General features: G+C 63.7%; 15 protein-coding genes. 14 read left to right on the top strand and 1 reads right to left on the bottom strand.

Translation table 11 applies throughout. From position 1 onward, the window contains the following. Positions 1–29: 29 nt before the first annotated feature. Complete coding sequence (locus tag AN936_RS09245) at positions 30–848, top strand: inositol monophosphatase family protein (protein WP_054587900.1); 819 nt, start codon at positions 30–32, stop codon at positions 846–848. Between the two features lie 124 nt (positions 849–972). Here AN936_RS09245 and AN936_RS09240 read toward each other — a convergent pair whose 3' ends face one another. Beyond that, a complete protein-coding gene (locus AN936_RS09240; RefSeq protein WP_054587899.1) occupies positions 973–1,455 on the bottom strand; it encodes a YbjN domain-containing protein in 483 nt (160 codons plus the stop codon). A gap of 221 nt (positions 1,456–1,676) precedes the next feature. Here AN936_RS09240 and AN936_RS09235 point away from each other — a divergent pair, with 221 nt between their 5' ends. The 13 genes from AN936_RS09235 (at position 1,677) to nuoK (ending at position 12,440) form a co-directional block, all read left to right on the top strand. Continuing rightward, positions 1,677–2,051 carry an NADH-quinone oxidoreductase subunit A gene (locus tag AN936_RS09235; RefSeq protein ID WP_054587898.1) on the top strand — a complete coding sequence of 125 codons (375 nt, stop codon included), beginning with the start codon at positions 1,677–1,679 and terminating at the stop codon, positions 2,049–2,051. After that, positions 2,048–2,602 carry a NuoB/complex I 20 kDa subunit family protein gene (locus AN936_RS09230; protein ID WP_145923404.1) on the top strand — a complete coding sequence of 185 codons (555 nt, stop codon included), beginning with the start codon at positions 2,048–2,050 and terminating at the stop codon, positions 2,600–2,602. The genes AN936_RS09235 and AN936_RS09230 overlap by 4 nt, the downstream gene beginning before the upstream one ends. After that, a complete protein-coding gene (locus AN936_RS09225; RefSeq protein ID WP_054587897.1) occupies positions 2,602–3,516 on the top strand; it encodes an NADH-quinone oxidoreductase subunit C in 915 nt (304 codons plus the stop codon). Before AN936_RS09230 ends, AN936_RS09225 begins: the two co-directional genes overlap by 1 nt. A gap of 35 nt (positions 3,517–3,551) precedes the next feature. Beyond that, the gene (locus AN936_RS09220) at positions 3,552–4,769 is read left to right on the top strand and encodes an NADH-quinone oxidoreductase subunit D (protein WP_173585685.1); all 1,218 of its coding nucleotides are present in this window, start codon (positions 3,552–3,554) and stop codon (positions 4,767–4,769) included. Continuing rightward, positions 4,766–5,068 carry a hypothetical protein gene (locus AN936_RS09215; RefSeq protein WP_149037634.1) on the top strand — a complete coding sequence of 101 codons (303 nt, stop codon included), beginning with the start codon at positions 4,766–4,768 and terminating at the stop codon, positions 5,066–5,068. Before AN936_RS09220 ends, AN936_RS09215 begins: the two co-directional genes overlap by 4 nt. Further along, positions 5,061–5,729 (top strand): complex I 24 kDa subunit family protein, encoded by a 669-nt coding sequence (locus AN936_RS09210; RefSeq protein WP_054587894.1) that lies wholly within the window; start codon positions 5,061–5,063, stop codon positions 5,727–5,729. Before AN936_RS09215 ends, AN936_RS09210 begins: the two co-directional genes overlap by 8 nt. 142 nt (positions 5,730–5,871) lie before the next feature. After that, positions 5,872–7,161, top strand: coding sequence for an NADH-quinone oxidoreductase subunit NuoF (gene nuoF / locus AN936_RS09205; RefSeq protein WP_054587893.1), 1,290 nt, complete (start codon positions 5,872–5,874; stop codon positions 7,159–7,161). Further along, on the top strand, positions 7,158–7,889 hold the full coding sequence (locus tag AN936_RS09200; RefSeq protein WP_149037633.1) for a hypothetical protein: 732 nt from the start codon (positions 7,158–7,160) through the stop codon (positions 7,887–7,889). The genes nuoF and AN936_RS09200 overlap by 4 nt, the downstream gene beginning before the upstream one ends. Further along, complete coding sequence (gene nuoG / locus AN936_RS09195; protein WP_054587891.1) at positions 7,882–9,894, top strand: NADH-quinone oxidoreductase subunit NuoG; 2,013 nt, start codon at positions 7,882–7,884, stop codon at positions 9,892–9,894. Before AN936_RS09200 ends, nuoG begins: the two co-directional genes overlap by 8 nt. 91 nt (positions 9,895–9,985) lie before the next feature. Further along, a complete protein-coding gene (gene nuoH, locus AN936_RS09190) occupies positions 9,986–11,029 on the top strand; it encodes an NADH-quinone oxidoreductase subunit NuoH (protein WP_054587890.1) in 1,044 nt (347 codons plus the stop codon). Further along, a complete protein-coding gene (gene nuoI, locus AN936_RS09185) occupies positions 11,026–11,514 on the top strand; it encodes an NADH-quinone oxidoreductase subunit NuoI (RefSeq protein WP_054587889.1) in 489 nt (162 codons plus the stop codon). The genes nuoH and nuoI overlap by 4 nt, the downstream gene beginning before the upstream one ends. A gap of 12 nt (positions 11,515–11,526) precedes the next feature. Next, positions 11,527–12,138, top strand: a complete 612-nt coding sequence (locus tag AN936_RS09180) for an NADH-quinone oxidoreductase subunit J (RefSeq protein ID WP_054587888.1) — start codon at positions 11,527–11,529, stop codon at positions 12,136–12,138. Next, positions 12,135–12,440 (top strand): NADH-quinone oxidoreductase subunit NuoK, encoded by a 306-nt coding sequence (gene nuoK / locus AN936_RS09175; RefSeq protein ID WP_003051614.1) that lies wholly within the window; start codon positions 12,135–12,137, stop codon positions 12,438–12,440. Before AN936_RS09180 ends, nuoK begins: the two co-directional genes overlap by 4 nt. Positions 12,441–12,443: the final 3 nt, after the last annotated feature.

The following is a 12,443-nucleotide window of genomic DNA, read 5'->3' as shown; positions in this document are numbered from 1 at the left end:
CCCGCAATTCGGGCGGGTGGAGATTTGACATGGCCGTATCGGGCATCATCACCGTCATGGAACGCGCCGCGCGCAAGGCGGGCACGAAGCTGCGCCGCGACTTCGGCGAGATCGAGCATTTGCAGGTCTCGCAAAAGGGTCCGGCCGACTTCGTGTCGAAGGCCGATCAGGCCGCCGAGCGGACGCTGTACGACGAGCTGACCCGCGACCGCCCGGGCTGGGGCTTCGTGCTCGAAGAGGGCGGGGTGATCGAAGGCGAACCAGGCAAGCCGCGCTTCATCATCGACCCGCTCGACGGCACGTCGAACTTCCTGCACGCCATCCCGCATTTCGCGATCTCGATCGCGGTGCAGGAGCCGAAGCCCGGCGGCGGCTGGGGCGATGTCACCTCCGCGCTGATCTACCAGCCGGTGACCGATGAAAGCTATTGGGCCGAGCGCGGCCGCGGCGCCTGGCTGCACGACCGGCGCCTGCGGGTGTCGTCGCGCCGCCACCTCAACGAATGCCTGATCGCCACCGGCATCCCCTATATGGGGCATGGCAATATGGCGCAGTGGAGCCGCATTTTCGGCGCGGTCGCCCCCGAGGTTGCGGGCATCCGCCGTTTCGGCGCTGCCAGCCTCGACCTCGCATGGGTCGCGGCGGGCCGCTATGACGGCTTCTGGGAAAGCGACCTTCAGGTCTGGGACGTCGCGGCGGGCATGCTGCTGGTGCGCGAAGCCGGCGGTTTCGTCAGCGATTATCGCGGCGGCGACCGCGCGATCGAGCGCAGCGAATATATCGCCGGCAGCGGCGCCGTGCACTCGAAGCTGCAGAAGCTGGTGGCGGGCGCACTGCGCAACGCGTGAACCCTCTGTCGTCATGCCGGACTTGATCCGGCATCCATCGTGGCGTTGAAGTCATGGACCCCGGATCAAGTCCGGGGTGACGAGAAAGAGTGAGGGCTCGTTTCGTTCGAGCGGCACGCCGGACTTACTTCTCGAAAACAAACTCGCGGAAGCTGTCCATCAGCGATGCCCAGGTGTTGAGGCTTTCGCCGACATTCTCGCGCGGGATGCCGGCGAAGTCGAGATCGACGTCCATTTCGAGCACCGGATCGCCTTCATCGTCCTTGTAGGCGCGGGCAAAGCGCTTGTCCTTGTTCCACTGGTTGAGCCGGGTCAGCGCGAGGTCCTTCGCGTCGTTGAAGCCCATATAATATTGGATCGTCTTGCACCGTTTGTTGTCGGTGCAGTTCATGAAGATCACCAGGAACTTCATGTCGTTGCGGCTGCTTTCGATATAGGGATCGTCGCCGTCCTTCTGGATCAGCGTTGCGGGCCAGCCCTGCGACTCGAGGATCGTCTTAATCGTCGCCGGGTTCTGGGCGTTGACCAGTTCCGCCCGCGCCGGAGTCGCCGCGATCGCGCTTGCTGCGCCCAGTGCCAGTGCCGTCCGCAAGATATGTTTTTGCATGAAAACTCCCCATTCGAAGCCGGGCGCTGGTTGCCCGGAAGGCCGACCCCTGCGCGAGGCGTAACACAGCGATAGCGCCCGCCGCCACCCGCTCCTGTGCTTTTGATCATAATGATGCGAATTTCGCGCCCGCAGCGCTTGCGAGGTGCGACTTGCTGGCCTAAAGCGCCCCGCAAGAACGGCGCCACAAGAGCGTCAGCAACACAGGACTGCGCGCCCCCATGGTCGACCTGACGCAATATTTGCCGATCCTGATCTTTCTGGCCATTGCGGTCGGATTGTCGGCGGCCTTCGTTTTTCTGCCGATGGGCGTCGCCCGTCTGACCGGTGCGCACCAGCCCGATCCGGCGAAGCTCACCGAATATGAATGCGGCTTTCCCGCGTTCGAGGATGCGCGCAGCCAGTTCGACGTGCGCTTCTATCTTGTCGCGATCCTCTTCATCATCTTCGACCTCGAAGCGGCCTTCCTCTTCCCGTGGGCGGTCAGCCTCGAGGAGATCGGCTGGGCCGGTTGGGCCACGATGATGATTTTCCTCGCCGAACTCACGCTCGGCCTTGTGTACGCGTGGAAAAAAGGCGCGTTGGATTGGGAATGAGCACTTCCAGCATCATCATGCCCGGCCAGATGCCGGTTGCGCCCGGTACGAACCCGGACCAGAACTTCTTCGACGACCTCAATAGCGAAGTCGGCGACAAGGGCTTTCTCGTCACCTCGACCGAGGACTTGTTCAACTGGGCGCGGACCGGTTCGCTGTGGTGGATGACCTTCGGCCTCGCATGCTGCGCGGTCGAGATGATCCACGTCAACATGCCGCGCTATGACATGGAGCGCTTCGGCGCCGCGCCGCGCGCATCGCCGCGCCAGTCCGACGTGATGATCGTCGCGGGGACGCTGTGCAACAAGATGGCACCGGCGCTGCGCCGGGTTTACGACCAGATGTCGAACCCGAAATATGTCATTTCGATGGGTAGCTGTGCCAATGGCGGCGGTTATTATCACTACAGCTATTCGGTGGTGCGCGGCTGCGATCGCATCGTGCCCGTGGACATCTATGTCCCCGGCTGCCCGCCGACCGCCGAGGCCCTGCTGTACGGCGTGATGCAGTTGCAGCGGAAGATCCGCCGCACCGGGACGATCGAACGCTGATGGCCAGTCCCGCTCCCCTGATCGCGCCCCGCGAGGGCATTGGCGCTGCGCTGGAAAAGCTGCTCGGCACCGACCTGATCGAGCATGTCTTCACGGTCGGCGAGGACAGCATCACGGTGCGCCGCGAAGCGGTGGCCGGCGTGATGATCGCGCTGCGCGACAATCTCGAATATCAGTCGCTGATGGAAATCGCCGGGGTCGACTATCCCGAACGCGCCGAGCGTTTCGAGGTCGTCTATCACCTGCTCAGCGTGACGAAGAATCACCGCCTGCGCGTGCGCGTCTGCACCGACGAAGCGACGCCGGTGCCGAGCATCGTGCCGGTCTGGCCGGTCGCCGGCTGGCTCGAACGCGAAGTGTTCGACATGTACGGCGTGCTGTTCGCGGGCAACCCCGACCTCCGCCGCATCCTGACCGACTATGGTTTCCAGGGGCATCCGCAGCGCAAGGACTTCCCGCTCACCGGCTATATCGAGCTCCGGTACAGCGAAGAGGACAAGCGCGTTGTCTATGAGCCGGTGAAGCTGGCGCAGGATTTCCGCAATTTCGACTTCCTGAGCCCGTGGGAAGGCGCCGACTATGTGCTGCCCGGCGACGAAAAGGCCGGCGGCACCGGCGAAGCGCCGGGCAAGGGCGCGCCGACGCCGCTGACCGCCGCCGAGGTCAAGAAGGCCGACGACAAAGCGAAGGCGCCCCCGCCGCCGACCCCGAAGACGACCGAAAAGCCGGCCGATACCGGGGCAGGGGCGAAAACCAATCTGAAGGCCGCCAAGACGAGCCATGACGGCGCGAAGGCAAAGCCGGCGACCAAGGCCGCCAAAACGCCCGCGATCGCCAAGGCCGAGAAAGCGCCCGCCAAACCGCGCGCGCCGCGCAAGCCGAGGACGGCCAAGGACGATGGAGGTGACGCATGACCGACTCTCCTTATGTGAAGCACCACGGCAGCGACATGTTCGAGGGCTATCCGGTCGATACGGCGGATACCGCCGGCGATCAGGTCGTCACCAACTATACGATCAACTTCGGCCCGCAGCATCCCGCGGCGCATGGCGTGCTCCGCATGGTGATGGAGCTCGACGGCGAGATCATCGAGCGTGTCGATCCGCACGTCGGGCTGCTCCACCGCGGCACCGAAAAGCTGATCGAGTACAAGACCTATCTGCAGGCTTTGCCCTATTTCGACCGGCTCGACTATTGCTCGCCGCTCGGCATGGAGCATAGCTATGTCCTCGCGATCGAGAAATTGCTCGACCTCGAGGTGCCCGATCGCGCGCAATATCTGCGGACTTTGTTCGCCGAGCTGACGCGCATCTGCAACCATATGCTCAATATCGGGTCGCACGTCATGGACGTCGGCGCAATGACGCCGAACCTGTGGGTGTTCGAGCTGCGCGAGGATTGCCTGAACTTCTTCGAGCGCGCGTCGGGCGCGCGGATGCACTCGGCCTATTTCCGGCCCGGCGGCGTCCATCAGGACGTCCCCGAAAAGCTGCTCTACGACATCGGCGAATGGTGCGAAAAGCGGCTGCCGAAGCTGTTCGGCGACGCGATGAGTCTGGTCATCGACAACCGCATCTTCAAGCAGCGCAACGTCGATATCGCGACGGTGAGCAAGGAAGATGCGCTGGCCTGGGGCTTTTCGGGCCCGATGATCCGCGGCAGCGGCATCGCATGGGATCTGCGCAAGTCGCAGCCCTATGACGCCTATGCCAAGATGAACTTCGACATTCCCGTCGGCACGCGCGGCGACTGCTACGACCGCTTCATGGTCCGCGTGCAGGAAGTCTATCAGTCGGCGCGGATCATCCTGCAATGCATCAACGAGATGCCCGCCGGTCCGATCGCCAGCCTCGACCGCAAGGTCGTGCCGCCGAAGCGCGGCGAGATGAAGCAGTCGATGGAATCGCTGATCCATCACTTCAAGCTCTATACCGAGGGCTTCCACGTCCCCGCGGGCGAGGTTTATGTGGCGACCGAAAGCCCGAAGGGCGAGTTCGGCGTCTATCTGGTCAGCGACGGCACCAACAAACCGTACCGCTGCAAGATCCGCCCGACGGCGTTTTCGCATCTGCAGGCGATGGACATGATGTCGAAGGGCCACATGCTCGCGGATACGACTGCAATCATCGGCGCGATCGACGTGGTGTTCGGGGAGTGTGACCGGTGAGTCGGCTTCCCCGATACTGGAACCTCGTACACACCGAAGACGTCCGGTTTGGGCGTGCGCCGAAACCGGCACCGTCGGCGTTGCCGGAATTTGCCGCGTTGGCATTTGCTTTCGTCATCGCCGGAACCGTCATCTGGCAAATTGTTGCGTTTGAGCGATTGCAGTTGAGCGTTTGGCTGCAAAATTTGGCTGCAATTTTGCTTTTGTCTGCCTCGGGCCTTTATTTCCGGAGGCGGAGGCAGCGCTTGGCGCAGGCCGAAAAGACATTCTACGCCGGAAAGATTACAGCAAATGGCTGACGCACCCCAAATCCCCGATGAAGCCGAAACCCGCGCGCGCTGGGGCGCTTTTGCGTGGACGGCCGAAAATGCCGAGAAGGCGAAGGCGGTCATCGCGCGCTATCCCGCGGGGCGCCAGCGTTCGGCGGTGATGCCGCTGCTCGACCTCGCGCAGCGTCAGGTCGGCGCTGAGACGGGCACGCAGGGCTGGCTGCCCGTGCCGGTGATCGAATATGTCGCGGCTGAGCTCGATATGCCGTTCATGCGCGCCTATGAGGTCGCGACTTTCTACACCATGTACAATCTCGTCCCGGTCGGTCGCTATCACGTCCAGGTGTGCGGGACGACGCCGTGCCTGCTGCGCGGGTCGGACGATGTGATGGCCGCGTGCAAGAACCGCGGCATGGTGAAGGGCAAGACGACGCCCGACGGCCTGTTCACGCTGACCGAGGTCGAGTGCATGGGCACCTGCACCAACGCGCCGATGGTCCAGATCAACGACGATAATTATGAGGACCTCGATTTCGACAGCATGTCGCGCATCCTCGACGATCTCGCGGCGGGCAAGCAGCCCAAGACCGGCCCCCAGAACCCGAAGCGTCACACGAGCGAGCCCGAAGGCGGCCCGACCACGCTGAAGGAAATGGTCAAGGCCAACCATGATTACCGGAAGGAGTGGTGAGCATGAGCCACGCTTCATTTCTTCGTCATGCTGAACTTGTTTCAGCATCCATGGTCAGTGCTCTCGTTCGGCGCGGCGCTTGTGGAACGGTCGGGCCATGGACCCTGAAACAAGTTCAGGGTGACGAGCTGGGAGATGTCGCATGAGCCTTGCCGACAAGGATCGCATCTTCACCAATCTCTACGGCTTCCAGCCGTGGAACCTCAAATCCGCGCAGGCGCGCGGCGATTGGGACAAGACGAAAGACCTGATGAAGCGCGGCCAGGACGCGATCATCGAGGAGATCAAGGCGTCGGGCCTGCGCGGCCGCGGCGGCGCGGGCTTCCCGACGGGGCTCAAGTGGAGCTTCATGCCGAAGGAGCCGCGCGCCGACCGCCCGAGCTTCCTCGTCATCAACGCCGACGAATCCGAGCCCGGCTCGTGCAAGGACCGCGAGATCATCCGCCACGATCCGCACAAGCTGATCGAAGGCGCGCTCATCGCGGGCTATGCGATGCGCGCGCGTGCGGCGTATATCTATATCCGCGGCGAGTTTATCCGCGAGGCCGAGACGTTGTTCGCGGCGGTGCAGGAGGCGTATGACGCCGGGCTGCTCGGCAAGAATGCCGCCAAGTCGGGTTATGATTTCGACGTCTTCGTCCATCGCGGCGCCGGCGCCTATATCTGCGGCGAAGAAACCGCGATGATCGAAAGCCTTGAGGGCAAGAAGGGCCAGCCGCGGCTGAAACCCCCGTTCCCGGCGGGCGCTGGCCTTTATGGTTGCCCGACGACGGTGAACAACGTGGAATCGATCGCGGTCGTCCCGACGATCCTGCGCCGAGGCGCGCCGTGGTTCGCAAGTTTCGGGCGCGAGAATAACAAGGGCACCAAGCTCTTCCAGATCTCGGGCCATGTCGAGCGCCCGTGCGTCGTCGAGGAAGAGATGGGCATCACCTTCCGCGAACTGATCGACAAGCATTGCGGCGGCATTCGCGGCGGCTGGGACAATCTGCTCGCGGTGATCCCGGGCGGTTCGTCGGTGCCGCTCGTTCCCGCAGCCGAAATCATGGACGCGCCGATGGATTTCGACGGGCTGAAGGCCGTCGGTTCGGGCCTCGGCACCGCCGCCGCGATCGTGATGGACAAGTCGACCGACGTCGTTCAGGCGATCAGCCGCATCAGCTATTTCTACAAGCATGAAAGCTGCGGCCAGTGCACGCCGTGCCGCGAAGGCACCGGCTGGATGTGGCGCGTGATGGAGCGGCTGCGCACCGGCGACGCCGACATCAGCGAAATCGACACGCTATACGATGTGACCAAGCAGGTCGAAGGCCACACGATCTGCGCGCTCGGCGATGCCGCGGCGTGGCCGATCCAGGGCCTGATCAAGCATTTCCGCCCCGAAATCGAACGCCGCATCCGCGAGAATGGCGCGCTGGAGGCGGCCGAGTGAAGCTGGCCTCTTCCCGATTGGCGGGCCTTGCCTGCGCCGCGATGGTTGCGTTGCAGCCGTCGGCGGCTGCGGTCGCCCAGCAGGGATCGCACCTGCACGCGCCGGATGCGCCCAACGTGCCGCTGGTCGCCGATAACGCCGCCAAGCAGCGCGAAATCGTCATGAAATCCTTTGCCGATTGCGTGGTCGACAGCGCGCGCGCGCGTCGTCTGGCGCTGGAATTCATTGCGATGGATCCGCAATCGGAAGACGCCGGAAAATTCGGCGACAAGATCACCGAGCCCGGTTGCCTGCCGAACGTCGGTCAGACGCAATTTGCGTCGAAGCTGGCGTTCACGCCGTTTCTCTTTCGCTACGAGTTGCTCGGTGCCCTTTATCGCAAGGCCTATCGCGATGCGCCCACCCCGGCGCTCAAGGATTTGCCGGTGCGCGATTATGCGAAAGAATTCGCGTCCGGCACCGTCCCGAACACGATATTGTCGTTGCGGCAATTCGGCGATTGCGTTGCGCGCATCGCGCCCGCCGAAAGCCACAATCTGGTGACATCCGATATCTATACCGCCGAAGAAAATGCCGCGCTGACCGCGGTTCTGCCGAATTTGCAGGCCTGCATGCCGCCGGGGCAGAGCATAAGCTTCGGACGGGGAATCCTCCGTGGCGCGCTCGCCGAGGGGCTATATCGCCTGCGCGAAGCCAGCAATTCATCTGAAAGTTCTACCGATGCCTAAGGTCACCGTAGATGGCATAGAGCTCGACGTTCCGCAGGGCGCAACCGTCTTGCAGGCGTGCGAGATGGCGGGGAAGGAAATTCCGCGCTTCTGCTATCATGAGCGTCTGTCGATCGCCGGTAATTGCCGCATGTGCCTCGTCGAGGTCGCGCCCGGGCCGCCCAAGCCGCAGGCGTCGTGCGCGCTGCCGACCGCCGAAGGGCAGGTGATCAAGACCGACAGCCCGATGGTCAAGAAGGCGCGCGAAGGCGTGATGGAGTTCCTGCTCATCAACCACCCGCTTGACTGCCCGATCTGCGATCAGGGCGGCGAATGCGATTTGCAGGACCAGTCGGTCGCCTATGGCCGCGGCGCCACGCGCTATGACGAGAACAAGCGCGCGGTCACCGAAAAATATATGGGCCCCATCGTCAAGACGGTGATGACCCGTTGCATCCAGTGCACGCGCTGCGTCCGCTTTGCGGAGGAAGTCGCGGGCGTGGAAGATATCGGCGCGATCTATCGCGGCGAGAATATGCAGATCACCTCCTATCTCGAACATGCGGTGGCGAGCGAGCTGTCGGGCAATATCGTCGATCTGTGCCCGGTCGGGGCGTTGACCAGCAAGCCCTATGCCTTCGAAGCGCGGCCGTGGGAGCTGACCAAGACGCTGGGCATCGACATGATGGACGCGGTCGGCACCAACGTGCGTATCGACAGCCGCGGGCGGCAGGTGCTGCGCGTGCTGCCGCGCGTCAATGACGATGTGAATGAGGAATGGGCGAGCGACAAGACGCGCCATCATGTCGATGGCCTGATCCGCCGCCGCCTCGACCAGCCTTATGTGCGCGTCAATGGCGCGCTCCAGCCCGCCAGTTGGGCCGAAGCCTTTGCCGCGATCAAGGCGGTGAACGCCGGATCGTCGGTTGCGGCGATTGCGGGCGACCTTGCCGATTGCGAGACGATGTTCGCGGCGAAATCGCTGGTCAACGCGCTCGGCGGTAATCTGCTCGAAGGGCGCCAGACCGGGCTCGACTATGACGTGACCAGCCTGTCGGCGGTCAATTTCAACACGACGATCGCCGAGGCCGAGAATGCCGACGTGATCCTGCTCGTCGGCACCAATCTCCGCTGGGAAGCGCCGCTGATCAACACGCGCGTCCGCAAAGCGGTGTGGAAGAAGGGCGCGAAGGTCTTCGCCATCGGTCCCGAAACCGACCTCACCTACAAGACCGAATGGCTCGGCGACGATGCGTCGCTCGTCGCGAAGCTGCCGACGCATGTCACCGACGCTCTCAAGGGCGCCGAGCGGCCGATGCTGATCTTCGGCGGCGGCGCGCTGTCGGTGCCCGGCGTTCACGGCGCGGGCCTCGCGCTCGCCAAGACGGTGAATGCGGTCAAGGACGGCTGGAACGGCTTCAACGTCGTGCATTTCTCGGCCGCGCGCATGGGCTCGCTGATGCTCGGCTATGGCCTGCCCGGCGGGATCAGGGATGTCGTCGCGGCCAAGCCCAAGCTCGCCTTCTTCCTCGGCGCCGACGAGGTCGATTTCGCGGCGCTGCCCGATACGTTCAAGGTCTATGTCGGCCACCATGGCGACAAGGGCGCCCATGCCGCCGACGTCATCCTGCCGGCGGCGGCGTGGACCGAAAAGGACTTCACCACGGTCAACACCGAAGGCCGCGTCCAGCGCAGCGAAAAGGCGGTGTTCGCGCCGGGCGACGCGCGCGAGGACTGGAGCATTTTCCGCGCGCTCGCCGACGCGCTCGGCGTGTCGGTCGGCTTCGACAGCTTTGCCGAGTGTCGCGCCGCGATGATCGCCGCGGTGCCGGCGCTGGGCGTCGAAGGGCTGGCCGATTACGGCTGGACGGTGCCCAAGCTGCCAGCCAAGCCCGAAGCGCGCGCGATCCCGTCGCCGATCAAGGATTTCTACCTCACCAACGCCATCTGCCGCGCGTCGCCGACGATGCAGCGTTGCTCGGACGAACTGCTCCACGGCGCCGATTATGCGGAGGCCGCGGAATGAGCCGCGCGTTCAACAGCTTCGTCACCCCGGACTTGATCCGGGGTCCATGGATGCCGGATCAAGTCCGGGGTGACGACAGGGAGTGGTCGCTGTGACCGAGTTTTTCCAAAATCTTGGTATGTCCTATGAATGGGCGTGGGGCGTCGCCACCGTCGCCGGCATCCTGCTCATCGCGCTGCCGCTGATGCTCGCGGTCGCGATGATCATCTATGCCGACCGCAAGATCTGGGCGGCGATTGCGCTGCGCCGCGGTCCGAACGTCGTCGGCCCCTTCGGCCTGCTGCAGAGCTTCGCCGACGGGCTGAAGGTGTTCCTGCAGGAAACGATTATCCCGAGTTCGGCAAACCGGGGCCTGTTCCTGATCGCGCCGATCATCACCTTCACGGTCGCGCTGCTGGCGTGGGCGGTGATCCCGTTCAATTCGGGCGCGGTGCTGGCCGACATCAACGTCGGGCTGCTCTACATCCTCGCGGTGTCGTCGCTCGGCGTGTACGGCGTGATCCTGTCGGGCTGGGCGTCGAACTCGAAATATCCGTTCTTCTCGGCGATGCGCGCTTCGGCGCAGATGATCAGCTACGAAGTCTCGATCGGCTTCATCCTGATCGGTGTCGTGCTGTTCGCCGACAGCTTCAACATGAACGAAATCGTCAAGGCGCAGGTCGGGCACGGGCTCGGCTTCGTCAACGCCTTCGGCTTCAACCTGCTGCTGTTCCCGCTCGCGGTGATGTTCCTCATTTCGTCGCTCGCCGAAACCGCGCGCGCGCCGTTCGACCTGACCGAGGCCGAAAGCGAGCTCGTCGCGGGGTATCAGACCGAATATTCGTCGATGAGCTTCGCGCTCTTCTGGCTCGGCGAATATGCCAACGTGCTGCTGATGTGCACGCTCAACGCGGTGCTCTTCTGGGGCGGCTGGCTGCCGCCGGTCGACTGGGCGCCGCTCTATGCCGTGCCCGGCATCATCTGGCTGTTCGCGAAAATCCTGTTCTTCTTCTTCGTCTTCAGCTGGGTGAAGGCGACTGTCCCGCGTTACCGCTATGACCAGCTGATGCGGCTGGGCTGGAAAGTCTTTCTGCCGATTTCGCTTCTCTGGATCTTCCTGATCTCCGGCTATCTGATGCTGACGAGGTATTCATGAGTTACGTCGCCCATCTCGTCAAAAGCTTCACGCTGTGGGAGTTTGTGAAGGCGCACGCCCTCACGCTGAAATATTTCTTCAAGCCGAAGGCGACGATCAACTATCCGTTCGAGAAGAACCCGCTGTCGCCGCGCTTCCGCGGCGAACATGCGCTGCGCCGTTATCCGAACGGCGAGGAGCGCTGCATCGCGTGCAAGCTGTGCGAAGCGGTGTGCCCGGCGCAGGCGATCACGATCGAGGCCGAGCCGCGCGACGACGGCTCGCGCCGCACGACGCGCTACGACATCGACATGACCAAGTGCATCTATTGCGGCTTCTGCCAGGAAGCGTGCCCGGTCGATGCGGTGGTCGAGGGGCCGAACTTCGAATTCGCGACCGAAACGCGCGAGGAGCTGCTCTATGATAAGGCCAAGCTGCTCGCCAATGGCGACAAATGGGAACGCGCGATCGCGGCGAATCTTGCCGCCGACGCGCCCTATCGGTAAGGGCGCGCGCACATGATCCAGCTCTTTGCCTTTTACCTGTTCGCGACCGTCGTCATCGCCTCGGCGGCGATGGTGATTTTCGCGCGCAACCCCGTCCACAGCGTGATGTGGCTGATCCTCGCCTTCTTCAACGCGGCTGGGCTGATGCTGCTCGCGGGCGCCGAATTTATCGCGATGCTGCTCGTCATCGTCTATGTCGGCGCGGTCGCGGTGCTGTTCCTGTTCGTCGTGATGATGCTCGACATCGATTTCGCCGAACTGCGCGCCGGTTTCGTGCGCTATCTGCCGCTCGGCGCGCTGGTGGCGATCATCCTGGCCGCCGAACTGATCTTTGCGGTCGGCGCCTGGCAGGCGGGCGGGGTCGATCTGGCTGCGCGCGCGGCGCCGGCGGCGACCGATACCAGCAATATCCAGCAGATCGGCGAACTGCTCTACACGCGCTATATCTTCCTGTTCGAGGCGGCGGGCATCGTCCTGCTCGTCGCGATGATCGGCGCGATCGTGCTGACGCATCGGACCCGCGGCGGGGTGCGCATCCAGAATATCTCGGCGCAGAACCGGCGCCGCCCCGAGGATGCGACGCGCCTTGTCGATCCGGGCACCGGGCAGGGGGTTGAACTGTGATTTCGGTCGGCCATTATCTCGCCGTTTCGGCGGTGCTGTTTACGCTCGGCGTGCTCGGCATCTTCATCAACCGCAAGAATATCATCGTCATCCTGATGGCGATCGAGCTCATCCTGCTGGCGGTGAACATCAACCTCGTCGCGTTCAGCGCGGCGCTGGGCGATCTCGTCGGGCAGGTGTTCTCGATGTTCGTGCTGACCGTTGCCGCGGGTGAAGCGGCGATTGGTCTTGCCATTCTCGTTATCTATTTCCGCGGCCGCGGCACCATTGCCGTTGACGATGCCAACCGGATGAAGGGGTAAGCC

Origin of the sequence: Sphingopyxis macrogoltabida (assembly GCF_001307295.1) — a bacterium.
GTDB lineage: Bacteria > Pseudomonadota > Alphaproteobacteria > Sphingomonadales > Sphingomonadaceae > Sphingopyxis > Sphingopyxis macrogoltabida_B.
This window is presented reverse-complemented; position numbering and strand designations above follow the sequence as displayed.